The organism is Mesorhizobium sp. CA16 (assembly GCF_020165175.1).
In the GTDB taxonomy this organism is placed as follows: Bacteria; Pseudomonadota; Alphaproteobacteria; order Rhizobiales; family Rhizobiaceae; genus Mesorhizobium.
Genome location: NZ_JAIUHP010000009.1, coordinates 55,905 through 69,148, shown reverse-complemented (window position 1 = coordinate 69,148; position 13,244 = coordinate 55,905). Strand labels below are relative to the sequence as shown.

The following is a 13,244-nucleotide window of genomic DNA, read 5'->3' as shown; positions in this document are numbered from 1 at the left end:
TCCGTCCTGCCGATGGCAGCAACGGCCCACTCGTCCCCCGTTTTTGCAACCGCCGGCATTAAACCGCCCGCTCACATCTGCTAGCGTGCCGGGATGGATATGCGTACCCCGGAAGAACACAACGCCACGGCGGCACCGGCACAGTTTGTCACGGCCGGCGTCACGCCGATGATGGAGCAATTCATCGAGATCAAGGCGGCGAACCCGGATTCGCTGCTGTTCTACCGCATGGGCGATTTCTACGAGCTGTTCTTCGACGACGCGGAGAAGGCGAGTCAGGCGCTTGGCATCGTCTTGACCAAGCGGGGCAAGCACCAGGGCAATGACATACCGATGTGCGGCGTGCCGGTGCATGCGGCGGACGACTATCTGCAGAAGCTGATCGCGCAAGGCTTTCGCGTTGCCGTGTGCGAGCAGATCGAGGATCCGGCCGAAGCCAAGAAACGCGGCTCCAAATCGGTGGTGCGCCGCGACGTGGTGCGGCTGGTCACGCCAGGCACCATCACCGAGGACAAGCTGCTCGCGCCCTCGGAATCGAGCTTCCTGATGGCGCTTGGCCGCGTGAAGGGGGGCGCGACCAGCCAAGCCGGCTTCGCGCTGGCCTGGATCGACATTTCGACAGGCGCTTTCCGCGTTGCCGAGACGAGCGTCGAGCGGCTGCTTGCCGACATCTTCCGCGTCGACCCGCGCGAGCTGATCGTCGCCGAGCCGGTTTTCCATGATCCGGAGCTCAGGCCCGTGTTCGACGTGCTGGGCCGCGTCGCCAATCCACAGCCGCCGTCGCTGTTCGATTCGGCCTCAGCCACCGGACGCATCGCGCGCTTCTTCGAGGTCGCGACGCCGGACAGTTTCGGCACATTCTCGCGCGCCGAGTTATCGGCGATCTCGGGCGCCATCGCCTATGTCGAAAAAACGCAAAAAGCCGAACGTCCGCCGCTGTCGCGGCCCGAGCGCGAGGAGCAGGGCTCGACGCTGTTCATCGATCCGGCGACGCGCGCCAACCTGGAACTGCTGCGCACGCTGTCCGGCAGCCGCGACGGCTCGCTGTTCAAGGCGATCGACCGCACTGTGACGGGGGGCGGCGCGCGACTGCTCGCCGACCGGCTGATGGCGCCATTGACCGATCCAACAGCAATCGCGGCCAGGCTGGATTCGGTGTCGTTCTTCCGTTCCGAGATGCGGCTCTGCCAGGGCCTGCGGGCGAGCCTCAAAAGCGTCGCCGACATGCCGCGCGCGCTGTCCAGGCTGGCGCTCAACCGCGGCGGACCGCGCGACCTGGGCGCGCTGCGCGCCGGCTTCGAGGCGGCCGGCGCGATCGCCGAATTGTTCGCGGCGGCCGATCTGCCCGCCGAGCTCGCTGCGGCATTGGCCGCGATCAAGGCCTTGCCCGAGGCGCTTGCCCGCCACCTCAGCGAAGCGCTCGACGACGAGCTGCCGCTGATCAAGCGCGACGGCAGCTTCGTGCGGTCGAGCTACAATGCCGAGCTCGACGAGATGCGGGCGCTGCGCGACGAATCGCGAAAGGTGATCGCCGGGCTGGAGCGCTCGCTGATCGAAGAGACCGGCATCCGCTCGCTGAAGATCCGGCACAACAATGTGCTCGGCTATTACATCGAGGTGACGGCCAATCACCATTCGATCATGACCGGCAGCGATGCCGCCAAGGCGCGCTTCATTCATCGCCAGACCATGGCCAACGCCATGCGCTTCACCACGACCGAGCTGGCGGAGCTGGAATCGAAGATCGCCAACGCCGCCGACCGGGCGCTAAGCATCGAGCTCGCCGCTTTCGACCGGCTGACCGCGGAAGTGGTGGGCGAGGCCGAACGGATCCGCGCCGGCGCCGACGCGCTTGCGGCTCTGGATGTTTCGTCGGCGCTGGCATTGCTTTCCGAAAGCGAGGGCTGGTGCCGGCCGCTGGTGGATTCGAGCCTCGCCTTCGAAATTGCCGGCGGGCGCCACCCTGTGGTCGAGCAGGCGCTCAGGCGTTCCGGCGATGGCCCGTTCGTCGCCAATGATTGCGATCTGTCGCCTCAGGGCGGCGCCAAGGCCGGCGCGATCTGGCTGCTCACAGGCCCGAATATGGGCGGCAAATCGACGTTCCTCAGGCAGAACGCGCTGATAGCCATCCTTGCCCAGACCGGTTCCTTCGTGCCGGCGCAAAGCGCCCATATCGGCGTGGTCGACCGGCTGTTCTCGCGCGTCGGCGCCTCGGACGACCTGGCGCGCGGCCGCTCGACCTTCATGGTCGAGATGGTCGAGACGGCGGCGATCCTCAACCAGGCCGGCGAGCGGGCGCTGGTCATCCTCGACGAGATCGGCCGCGGCACGGCAACTTTCGACGGCCTGTCGATCGCCTGGGCGGCGGTCGAATATCTGCATGAGAAGAACCGCTGCCGGGCGATTTTTGCCACGCATTTCCATGAGATGACGGCGCTGGCGGGCAAGCTCCCCCGGCTTCACAACGTCACCATGCGGGTGAAGGAATGGGAAGGCGACGTCGTCTTTCTGCACGAGGTCGGCAAGGGCGCGGCCGACCGCTCCTACGGCGTGCAGGTGGCGCGGCTCGCCGGCCTGCCGGAAGCCGTCGTCGCCCGCGCCAAGGAAGTGCTGCACCAGCTCGAAGAGGGCGAAGTCTCGGGCAAGACCAATCGGCTGGTCGACGATCTGCCGCTGTTTTCGGTGGCGGTGAAACGCGAAGCGCCGAAACCCGCCAAAAGCGATGCGCTGGGCGAAGCGCTCGGCGCGATCAATCCGGACGAGATGACGCCGCGCGAGGCGCTGGAGGCGCTCTACCGGCTGAAGGGGCTGGCAACGAAGCAGTAGAACCAGGCGTGGCCTTGACTGATTGTACCGGTCGGTACAATGTCGGTTATCGACGATTGGAACCGACAGGAGATTTCATGAGCCGTCCGCCATTGCCGCCCTTCACGGCCGAGACAGCGGCGCAAAAGGCGCGCCTCGCCGAGGATGCATGGAACAGCCGCGACCCGGAACGGGTCTCGCTCGCCTATACCGAGGACAGCAGATGGCGCAACCGGGCCGAGTTCATCTCGGGTCGCGGCGAGATCGTCGATTTCCTCAAGCGCAAATGGGCGCGCGAGCTGGATTATCGCCTGATCAAGGAGGTCTGGACCTGGAATGAAAACCGCATCGCGGTGCGCTTCGCCTATGAATGGCGCGACGGCAGCGGCCACTGGTTCCGCTCCTACGGCAACGAGAACTGGGAATTCGACGAGGCCGGGCTGATGCGCCGGCGCGTGGCGAGCATCAACGACCTGCCGATCGCGGAGCGCGAGCGGAAATACCACTGGCCGCTCGGCCGCCGGCCGGACGACCATCCCGGCCTTTCGGAACTCGGGCTTTAGAGCATGACCCCAAAAAGTGTGTAGCGGTTTTGGAAAAGATCATGCTCGAACAAGAACACTAAGCATGCGGCGCATCGCTCCGGACCACGACCAGTTGCTGGCGATCGTGGCCGAGGTTTTCCGCGAGCACGGCTATGAGGGCGCCAGCCTGGCCCTGATCGGCGAGGCGGCGGGGCTCGGCAAGGGAAGCCTCTATCACTTCTTTCCCGGCGGCAAGGAAGAGATGGCGAGAGCCGTCATTGCCCATATCGACGGCTGGTTCGAGGACAATGTATTTGCGCCGCTATGCGACGGCGCCGATCCGTCGGCCGGGATCGAGCAGATGCTCGCAGCGACGGACAGCTACTTCCGCTCGGGGCGCCGGGTCTGTCTCATCGGCGCCTTCGCGCTGGAGGCATCCCGCGATCTCTTCGCCAGCCAAATCAGGAACTATTTCGGCCGCTGGGTCGCGCACCTCGCCGATGCGCTGGCGCGAGTTGGGCATGGGAAAACCGAAGCCGTCGAACTGGCGGAGGAAACCGTCGCCGCCATCCAGGGCGCGCTCACCCTTGCCCGTGCCGCTGACGATGCCGGGGTATTCTCCCGTACGCTGCGCCGGCTGCGCACGCGGCTCGGGCTGACGGCCAAGACCTAACTCGGTTCCTACAAAGGCTCGAAGCGGAAACCCGTCTCGGTTCGGAAAACCCGGCCGACGCCCGGTGAATCGAGATGCGCTCCTGCAACGCACCAGCCGTTGTCGGCGGCAAGGGCCAATATCTGCAGCCGGGTTGTCCGCGCCTGTTCCTGATCCGCGTCGAACTCCCACGCGACCTCCGGCCGATCGAACTGAAGCGACGGAGCATGCACGAGGTCGCCCCAGACCAACAATGTTTCGCCGCCGCTCGTGACGCGAAAGCAGGTATGGCCGATTTCATGACCCGAGGCGGCGATTGCCTCGATATTCGCATTCAGGTGCTGGCCCGGGTCCAAGGGCTGCGCTCGATCACGGAAGCGGCTCAACCTCGCTACCGACCGAAACATGTCGAGCTCGGCTCGAGGGACAAGCAAGCGGGAGAGCTGCGGGAAACCGTCCCCGCCATCCGGAAGGATGATCCCTTGGATATGGTCGAGATGGGTGTGGGTAAAGGCGACCGTGCGTATCCGATCGACGGCGATGTTCGCCTCGCTCAGCGCCTGCGGCAGAAAGCCCATCGTCGGGTGCCAGGCGTTCGAGGATCCGGTATCGATCAGCGTGATGTCTTCGCGGTCATCGATGGCAAAGGCATTGACCGACAATCGGAGCGCGCCATCGAAGAGCGGCACCTGCGGCGGCAGATCGTCGCCGAAAGGCTTGTCTCCCGGCTGGCGCAGTCTCCGGACGGGCATGTCGACGTAACCGTCGCGCAGCGAGGTGACGGTCAAGTCGCCGATTTTATAGGTCGCGTAATGAGGTCCGGCTGAAATTCGTTCCAATGCCTGCTCTCTTTCAACCGCATCCCGACGCGAGGTTTTCGGTTATTCCCTCGACAGGGATTTTGAAAGGTTGCCGTTTGTCTTGGTGCTAGATTTTCCGTTCAATTCCGTGAAATCATCGCAAATGCCGGGGATTGGTTGAAGCCGCCGCAACCTCGTCATTCTATGGCGGAGCAAGGAGCGAAGCGACGCGGCGCAGACCATAGAATCCTGTGTGTTGGTTCTGGTGTATGGTTGAAGTGGGAAGGAGACCGAATGAATCCTGGTCGTCCTTTCGGACAGGCCGTGGCATGGCTCGGTCCCTTCCCACCGGTGAACCATCAACCTGAACAGTTGCACGGGGCTGTTCCAAGCAGACCCCGCACCACAGGAAGAGGCGTGGACATGATAATGCAGAACTATGTCGGCTGCGACATCTCAAAACAGTGGCTCGACTTTTTCGATGAGACAAGCGGCCGTCTTCGGCGCATCGACAACCAGGCCGACGCGATCGCGGCCTGTGTGGCGGACCTTGATCCCAGCCGCGACTTCGTTGTCATGGAGGCGACAGGCGTCCATGACCGGCTGCTGCGCCACGCGCTGGCCAAGGCCGGCGTGCCGTTCTCGCGGCATAACCCGGCGCACACCCACCACTATGCCAAGTCGACCAGACGGCGCGCCAAGACCGATCCTCTCGATGCCAGGATGCTGAGCGACTACGGCCGCCGCTATCAGCCTGAAGCCGAGCCGGCGCCGCGCGAAGAAGTCGAGCAGCTTCAATCGCTTGCCCGCTACCGCGATCAACTGGTCGAGATGCGGGCAACGGCGAAGAAGCACCTCGCCGAGGCCTTCAATGAGATCGTCATTGCCGATCTGGAAGAAACGATCGCCTACCTCGACACGCGCATCAAGGCGCTCGAAAGTCAGATCGCCGACGTCATTCGTCAAAACCAGGACGCCGCTCGCGACCAGGCGCTGATGGTCTCTGTGCCCGGTGTCTCCAAGGTCGGCGCATTTTCGCTGCTGGCGCTCCTGCCCGAGCTCGGCAAGCGCTCACCCAAGGCAATCGCCGCGCTCGTCGGCCTTGCCCCGTTCGACAACAAGAGCGGCAAGCTCAACCGCAGGAGCCAGATCCAGGGCGGGCGATCACGTGTGCGCCGCGCCCTCTACATGGCAGCCCTCACTGCCATTCGAACCTGTGAGCGCTTCAAGACCTTCTACACCGCACTTGCTGCCCGGTCGGGCTCCAAGAAGCTCGCTATCATCGCCGTCGCAAGGAAGCTCCTGGTCGTCCTCAACGCTATCATTCGCGACAAAACCGCATTCGCGTGAACACAGTTGCCATTCCGTGACCTCGAGGCGTAGCAAGGGTGCAGAATTCTGCTTCGCCGCATCCCACGGCCCAGGTCACGGAATGGATTCCAGGGTCTCCGCGACGCCGCTTCGCGGCTGCTCCGCCCTGGAATGACGATCGCGATGGGCGTTTCGGCCAATCTTCAGCGCATGCCGCCTGCCATACAACAGAGCCGGCCGATCAACATCCCTGTGGCAGTGCCACTAAATCATCTCCAGGCCGCGCTTGCGCGTCGGCGGCGGGAAGGCGCGATCGAGCTCGGCAAGGTCTTCCGCCGTCAGAGCGATGTCGAGCGCGGCGGCGTTCTGGCGCACATGCTCCTGGCGGCCGGCCTTCGGGATCGCGATGACGCCGTCCTGCATCATTATCCAGGCAAGCGCGATCTGCGCGGCCGTTGCGTTGTGGCGGGCGGCGACCGCCTCTAGCCGCGCATTGCGGGCCAGCGCGCCCTGCTCCACCGGCGAATAGGCCATCAGCGGTATGCGGCGCTGCCGGCTCCACGGCGCAAGGTCGAATTCGAGCCCGCGCCGCGACAGGTTGTAAAGCACCTGGTTAGTCTGGACATTGCCGCCGGACGGCAGACTGACTAGATTCTCCATCTCGTCCGTGTCGAAATTGCTGACGCCCCAGTGGCGGATCTTGCCCTCCGTTTTCAGCGCCTCGAACGCCTGCACGGTTTCGGAAAGCGGCACACTGCCCGGCCAATGCAGCAGATAGAGATCGATGCGGTCGGTGGCGAGGCGCTTCAGGCTGCTCTCGCAGGCCCGTTTCACGCCGGCGCGCGAGGCGTTGGAGGGCAGCACTTTGGAGACCAGGAAGGTCTCGTCGCGGCGCCCGGCGGTGGCTTGCGCCACCACCTCCTCGGCGCCGCCATCGGCATACATTTCGGCCGTGTCGATCAGCGTCATGCCGAGGTCCAGCCCAAGCTTCAGCGCCGCGACCTCATCGGCGTGGCGCCGTCGATCCTCACCCATCTTCCAGGTGCCTTGGCCCAGCACCGGGACGGTTTCGCCCGACGGCAGCTTCAAGGTTCTGATCAACGAGGGCATGGCGTTCTCCGCGTAAGGCTGGATCGCAGCACAGCCACAGTTGGAAATCCAGACCGACGCCGGCTGGCCGCCCGGATTTCCCGCAGTGACTATTTCGCCGGATGCTTGGCGAGCCAGTCCTGCATCTGCTTGATCTCGGCTTCCTGTGCCGTGACGACGCCTTCAGCGAGCTTGCGTATCTCCGGGTCCTTGCCGTTGGCGATCACCACCTTGGCCATGTCGATGGCGCCCTGATGATGCGGGATCATGCTGCGGACGAAATCGACATCGGCATTGCCGGTGTATTTGATCGTCATGTCCTTATGCATCTTCTTCATCGCCTTCTCGTAGCCGACGGTGGCCGGGCTCTGGGCGCCCATCGCCATCTTGGACATGTCGTGCTTCATCTCCTCCGAAGAGGCCGGCACGCTTTCGAGGAACACGGCGAGCAGCATTCCGGCCGCCATCAAAAGCAGCACGATTTTCTTGGCCAGGGTCATTCAAGTCTCCTTCTGTTGGATTGCGTATCTGGGGGTCTTGCTCAGAGTTTCAACGTTCTCAGCCGCAGCGCGTTGCCGATCACGGAGACCGATGACAGGCTCATCGCCGCCGCCGCCAGCATCGGCGACAGCAGCGTGCCGGTAAGCGGATAAAGCACGCCGGCCGCGACCGGCACGCCGAGCACGTTGTAGAGGAAGGCAAAGAACAGGTTCTGGCGGATGTTGCGGATCGTCGCCTGGGCGAGAGTGCGTGCCCTGAGGATGCCGTTGAGGTCGCCCTTGACCAGCGTGATGCCGGCGCTTTCGACCGCGACATCGGCGCCGGTGCCCATGGCGATGCCGACATCGGCGCCGGCCAGCGCCGGCGCGTCGTTGACACCGTCGCCGGCCATGGCGACGCCGGCGCCCTTGGCACGCAGTTCCTCGACCAGCGCGCCCTTCTCATCCGGCAGCAACCCGGCGCGGACCTCGTCGATGCCGAGCCTGCCGGCAATCGCTCGTGCCGTGCGCTCGTTGTCGCCTGTCGCCATGATGATGCGCAGCCCCTTGTCGTGCAGCGCCTTGATCGCCTCGGCCGTCGTAGTCTTTACCGGATCGGCGACAGCGACGATGCCGGCGAAACTGCCCTCGACAGCCACGAACATGGCCGTCTTGCCTTCGGCCTGCAGCGCCTCGGTATTGGCAGCCGACGTTGCGACGCCGAGGTCCGCCATCATCGCCGCATTGCCGAGCGCGACCTTCCTGCCCGAAACCGTGCCCGAAACGCCCTTGCCGGTAATGGCTTCGAAATCGACCGCGTCGGCCAGCTTCAGGCCGCGCGCGGCAGCGCCCTCGACGATCGCCTCGGCCAGCGGATGCTCGGAGCCCTTTTCCAGCGCGGCCGCGAGGCCGAGCAGCTCGTTCTCGCCGATGCCCGCGGCCGGAACGACATCGGTAAGCCGCGGCTTGCCCTCGGTCAGCGTACCGGTCTTATCGACGATCAGCGTGTCGACCGAGGCGAAACGTTCCAATGCCGCCGCTTCCTTGATCAGCACGCCGGCATGCGCGCCGCGCCCGGTCGCGGTCATGATCGACATCGGCGTCGCAAGACCGAGCGCGCAGGGACAGGCGATGATCAGCACCGACACCGCCGAGACGATGGCGAAGATCAGGCTCGGTTCGGGGCCGACGAGCGCCCAGGCGATGAACGCCAGGACCGCCACCAGCACGACGGCCGGGACGAAATAGAAGGACACGCGGTCGGCGAGACCCTGGATCGGCGCCCGCGAGCGCTGCGCCTTGGCGACCAGCTCGACAATGCGCGACAGCGTGGTCTCGGCGCCGACCTTCTCGGCGCGCATGACCAGCGAGCCGTTCTTGTTCAGCGTGCCGCCGGTGAGCATGTCGCCTTCCGTCTTCTCGACCGGCAGCGGTTCGCCGGTGATCATCGATTCATCGATCGCCGACCGACCCTCGAGCACGATGCCGTCGACCGGCACGGCATCGCCGGGACGGATGCGCAAGCGGTCGCCCGACTTGACGCTGTCGAGCGGTACGTCCTTCTCGGAGCCGTCGGCGCCGATCAGCCGCGCTGTCTTCGGGGCAAGGTCGAGCAGGGCGCGGATGGCCGAGCCGGTGCGCTCGCGGGCCTTGAGTTCCAGCACCTGGCCGAGAAAGACCAGCGCGACGATGACGGCGGCGGCCTCGAAATAGACCGGGACGGCGCCGTCATGACCGCGGAACTGATGCGGGAAGACGTCCGGGAACAGGGCGGCGATCACGCTGTAGAGGTAGGCGGCCCCGACACCCAGCGAGATCAGAGTCCACATATTCGGGCTACGGTTGAGGATCGATTCCCAGCCGCGATGGAAGAACGGAAACGCCGCCCACAGCACCACCGGGCTCGCCAGCGCCAGTTCCACCCAGGTCTTCGTGCGGCCGTCGATGAGGGTTTCGAAGCTGAAGCCCAGCATCGGCGCCATGGCAATGATCAGGAGCGGCACGGAGAGCACCGCGCTGACCCAGAAGCGGCGGGTGAAATCGACGAGCTCGGGATTCGGGCCTTCCTCGCCTGTCGGCACGCCCATCGGTTCCAGCGCCATGCCGCAGATCGGACAGGAGCCGGGCTTGTCGCGGATGATCTCGGGATGCATCGGGCAGGTGTATTGCGTGCCCTTGGGCATCGGCTGCGGCTCGGGCCGGCCAGCGAGGTATTTTGCCGGCTCCGCCTCGAATTTGCCCTTGCAACCGGCGGAGCAGAAATAGAAGCCCTGCCCTTCATGGCGAACGAAGTGCTTCGCGCTCGCGCGGTCGACGCTCATGCCGCAGACGGGATCGGTGGCCGTCAAATAGCCCTCGGGCTCGGCCTGGAATTTCGTGCGGCAGCGCTCGCTGCAGAAATGAAAGGTGCGGCCGCCATGCTCGGCCGTCGGCTTGCCGGCCGCCGGATCGACCGTCATGCCGCAGACAGGGTCGCGAAGCACCGCTTCGGTGTCGGGCGCGACATTCTTCGTAGAGCAGCAGCCGCCGCCATGCGCATGATGGTGGTGGTGGTCGGAATGGGTCATCAGCAATACCTCGGAATTCTCGAATTGAGGCGGAGGTAGTCCTTCCAGTAACTGGAAGGTCAAGAGCCAGTTTCGACTTTTGCGAAAATCGGCCGGGCGATTGCGGATTACGCTTCTGCGCGATGGCAATCGCGGCCGCCTGCCCCATACACAGCGCCGCGAAAACAGGCTATAGACGCCGCCGAATGGCAAAGATCTCCCTGAAACTCGACGAAATCATCGATGGCGATGCGTTGCGCCGCGACTTGACCGCGTTGACGGCGGCGAGCGCCGGCGACGGCTCAGGACCGGCTGCCCGCACGGCCGTCCTCCAACTGCTCAAGGCCAGGATGGCCGAAGGGCGAAAGATCGCCGAGACCATGCTCAAGCAGGACGGCGGCGGCAATGCCTGCGCCGAGCGGCTGTCGCATCTGATGGATGAACTGATCCGGGCGCTCTATGATTTCGCCGCCACCCATGTCTATCGGGTCAAGAACCGGTCCGCGGCCGAGCGCATGGCGGTCGTTGCCGTCGGCGGCTACGGCCGCGGCACGCTGGCGCCGGGTTCCGACATCGACCTGCTTTTCCTGCTGCCCTACAAGCAGACCCCATGGGGCGAGCAGATCGTCGAATACATGCTCTATATGCTGTGGGACATGGGGCTGAAGGTCGGCCACGCCACCCGCAACATCGACGAGTGCCTCAGGCTGTCGCGCGGCGACATCACCATCCGCACGTCGATCCTCGAGGCGCGCTTCCTGTGGGGCGAACAGAAGCTCTATGAAGAACTGCTCACCCGCTTCGACCATGAAGTGGTGCGCACGACCGGGCCGGAATATGTGCAGGCCAAGCTCGCCGAGCGCGACGAGCGCCACGCCAAGGCCGGCGAAAGCCGCTATCTGGTCGAGCCCAATGTCAAGGACGGCAAGGGCGGCCTGCGCGACCTGCAGACGCTGTTTTGGATCGGCAAATATTTCTACCGCGTGCGCACCGGCGAGGAACTGGTCGAGAAGGGCGTCTTCACCGAGGCCGAATATCGCGAATTCCAGAAGGCCGAGGATTTTCTCTGGGCGGTGCGCTGCCACATGCATTTCCTCACCGGCAAGGCGGAAGAGCGGCTGCATTTCGACATCCAGCGCGAGATCGCCGAGCGGCTGGGCTATACGACGCATCCCGGCCTGTCGGCGGTCGAGCGCTTCATGAAGCACTATTTCCTCGTCGCCAAGGACGTCGGCGACCTCACCCGCATCTTCTGTGCGGCGCTCGAGGAAGAGCAGGCCAAGCATGTGCCGGGCTTCAACCGCATCTTCCTCACCTTCCAGCGGCGCAAGCGCAAGCTTGCCGGCACCTCCGACTTCATTGTCGACAACCACCGCATCAACATCGCCGACGACAGCGTGTTCGAGCGCGACCCGGTCAACCTGCTGAGGCTGTTCTGGTTCGCCGACAAGCACGGATTGGAATTCCACCCCGATGCGCTGAAGCTGCTCACCCGCTCGCTCGGGCTCGTCAACAAGTCGCTCCGGCGCGACGAGGAGGCCAACCGGCTGTTCCTCGACATCCTGACATCGGACCGCAATGCCGAGCTCAATCTCAGGCGCATGAACGAGGCGGGGCTGCTCGGCAGGCTGATCCCGGACTTCGGCAAGATCGTCGCCATGATGCAGTTCTCGATGTACCACCACTATACGGTGGACGAGCATCTGATCCGCTGCATCGGCGTGCTGGCCGAGATCGAGCGCGGCGACGGCGCGAAGGTGCATCCGCTGTCGCACACGCTGATGCCTGGCCTGAGAAAGAGCCGTGAGGCGCTCTATGTCGCGGTGCTGCTGCACGACATCGCCAAGGGCCGGCCCGAAGACCATTCGGAAGCCGGCGCCAGGATCGCGCGGCGCATCTGCCCGCATATGGGGCTGTCGGCCGCCGACACCGAGACCGTCGCCTGGCTTGTCGAGAACCATCTTGTGATGTCGATGACAGCGCAGACGCGCGACCTCAACGACCGCAAGACGATCGAGGATTTTGCTTCGATCGTGCAATCGGCCGAGCGGCTGAAGCTGCTTTTGATCCTCACCGTCTGCGATATCAGGGGCGTCGGGCCGGGCGTGTGGAACGGCTGGAAGGGGCAGTTGCTGCGCACGCTCTATTATGAGACCGAACTGCTCCTGACGGGCGGCTTTTCGGAAGTCTCGCGCGCCGAGCGCACGGCCGCGGCGCGCGAGCGGCTGGCCGAGGCACTGTCTGCCTGGCCGGCGAAGGAGCGCAAGCGCTATGTCGCGCAGCACTACGAGAATTACCTTCTGGCGGTTGACCTTGCCGACCAGCTTCGCCATGCCGAATTCATCCGCGAGGCGGATGCGGCCGGCAAGAAGCTTGCCACCATGGTCAAGACGCATGAGTTCGAGGCGGTGACGGAGATCACCGTGCTGGCGCCGGACCATCCGCGCCTGCTTTCGATCATTGCCGGGGCATGTGCCGCGGCCGGCGGCAACATCGTCGACGCGCAGATCTTCACCACCTCGGACGGCCGCGCGCTGGATTCCATACTGATCTCCAGGGAGTTCGACCGCGACGAGGACGAGCGCCGCCGCGCCGAGCGCGTCGGCCGGCTGATCGAGGACGTGCTTTCGGGCAAGAGCTGGCTGCCCGAGATGATCGAGAAGCGCACCAAACCGAAGCGCGGCGCCAAGGCGTTCCGGATTCCGCCGCGCGCCGAGATCCGCAACACGCTGTCGAACCGTTTTTCGGTGATCGAGGTCGAGGGACTGGACCGGCCGGGCCTGCTGTCCGAGATCACCGGGACGCTCTCCGACCTTTCGCTCGACATCGCCTCGGCGCATATCACGACGTTCGGCGAGAAGGTCATCGACACGTTCTACGTTACCGACCTGACCGGACAGAAGATCGACAGCCCGACGCGCACCGCCACCATCCACAAGCGGCTGATCGATACGCTTGAAGGCAATTCGTCCGAACGCAACGGCAAGGCCAAGGCGGCGGCCGAGTGACATCCATTTGACGCAATTTTTCTGGCAGTC

Annotated in this window: 9 protein-coding genes; 5 read left to right on the top strand and 4 right to left on the bottom strand. The window is 64.7% G+C overall.

Annotation, left to right across the window (positions count from 1 at the left end; all coding sequences use genetic code 11):
- Window positions 1–93: 93 nt before the first annotated feature.
- The 3 genes from mutS (at window position 94) to LB525_RS14590 (ending at window position 4,002) form a co-directional block, all read left to right on the top strand.
- Window positions 94–2,826 (top strand): DNA mismatch repair protein MutS, encoded by a 2,733-nt coding sequence (gene mutS, locus LB525_RS14600; protein WP_224545126.1) that lies wholly within the window; start codon window positions 94–96, stop codon window positions 2,824–2,826.
- 77 nt (window positions 2,827–2,903) lie between these two features.
- Window positions 2,904–3,368, top strand: a complete 465-nt coding sequence (locus tag LB525_RS14595) for a DUF1348 family protein (RefSeq protein WP_224545125.1) — start codon at window positions 2,904–2,906, stop codon at window positions 3,366–3,368.
- A 64-nt stretch (window positions 3,369–3,432) separates the two neighbouring features.
- Entirely contained in the window at window positions 3,433–4,002 is a 570-nt protein-coding gene (locus LB525_RS14590; protein ID WP_224545124.1) for a TetR/AcrR family transcriptional regulator, read from the top strand.
- Between the two features lie 8 nt (window positions 4,003–4,010).
- Here LB525_RS14590 and LB525_RS14585 read toward each other — a convergent pair whose 3' ends face one another.
- Complete coding sequence (locus LB525_RS14585; RefSeq protein ID WP_224545123.1) at window positions 4,011–4,820, bottom strand: MBL fold metallo-hydrolase; 810 nt, start codon at window positions 4,818–4,820, stop codon at window positions 4,011–4,013.
- Window positions 4,821–5,204: 384 nt separating this feature from the next.
- Here LB525_RS14585 and LB525_RS14580 point away from each other — a divergent pair, with 384 nt between their 5' ends.
- A complete protein-coding gene (locus tag LB525_RS14580; protein WP_224545238.1) occupies window positions 5,205–6,131 on the top strand; it encodes an IS110 family transposase in 927 nt (308 codons plus the stop codon).
- A 225-nt stretch (window positions 6,132–6,356) separates the two neighbouring features.
- Here LB525_RS14580 and LB525_RS14575 read toward each other — a convergent pair whose 3' ends face one another.
- From LB525_RS14575 to LB525_RS14565, 3 genes are all read right to left on the bottom strand, one after another.
- A complete protein-coding gene (locus LB525_RS14575) occupies window positions 6,357–7,202 on the bottom strand; it encodes an aldo/keto reductase (protein WP_224545122.1) in 846 nt (281 codons plus the stop codon).
- 89 nt (window positions 7,203–7,291) lie between these two features.
- A complete protein-coding gene (locus LB525_RS14570; RefSeq protein WP_224545121.1) occupies window positions 7,292–7,681 on the bottom strand; it encodes a DUF305 domain-containing protein in 390 nt (129 codons plus the stop codon).
- A gap of 41 nt (window positions 7,682–7,722) precedes the next feature.
- On the bottom strand, window positions 7,723–10,227 hold the full coding sequence (locus LB525_RS14565) for a heavy metal translocating P-type ATPase (protein WP_224545120.1): 2,505 nt from the start codon (window positions 10,225–10,227) through the stop codon (window positions 7,723–7,725).
- 185 nt (window positions 10,228–10,412) lie between these two features.
- Here LB525_RS14565 and LB525_RS14560 point away from each other — a divergent pair, with 185 nt between their 5' ends.
- Window positions 10,413–13,214, top strand: a complete 2,802-nt coding sequence (locus tag LB525_RS14560) for a [protein-PII] uridylyltransferase (protein ID WP_224527011.1) — start codon at window positions 10,413–10,415, stop codon at window positions 13,212–13,214.
- Window positions 13,215–13,244 lie beyond the last annotated feature (30 nt).

What these genes read in the sequence shown, in the direction of transcription:
- LB525_RS14570 (WP_224545121.1), bottom strand. Translation starts at nt 7,681, where the DNA reads ATGACCCTGGCCAAGAAAATCGTGCTGCTTTTGATGGCGGCCGGAATG.
- mutS (WP_224545126.1), top strand. Translation starts at nt 94, where the DNA reads ATGGATATGCGTACCCCGGAAGAACACAACGCCACGGCGGCACCGGCA.
- LB525_RS14560 (WP_224527011.1), top strand. Translation starts at nt 10,413, where the DNA reads ATGGCAAAGATCTCCCTGAAACTCGACGAAATCATCGATGGCGATGCG.
- LB525_RS14580 (WP_224545238.1), top strand. Translation starts at nt 5,205, where the DNA reads ATGATAATGCAGAACTATGTCGGCTGCGACATCTCAAAACAGTGGCTC.
- LB525_RS14575 (WP_224545122.1), bottom strand. Translation starts at nt 7,202, where the DNA reads ATGCCCTCGTTGATCAGAACCTTGAAGCTGCCGTCGGGCGAAACCGTC.
- LB525_RS14565 (WP_224545120.1), bottom strand. Translation starts at nt 10,227, where the DNA reads ATGACCCATTCCGACCACCACCACCATCATGCGCATGGCGGCGGCTGC.
- LB525_RS14590 (WP_224545124.1), top strand. Translation starts at nt 3,433, where the DNA reads ATGCGGCGCATCGCTCCGGACCACGACCAGTTGCTGGCGATCGTGGCC.
- LB525_RS14595 (WP_224545125.1), top strand. Translation starts at nt 2,904, where the DNA reads ATGAGCCGTCCGCCATTGCCGCCCTTCACGGCCGAGACAGCGGCGCAA.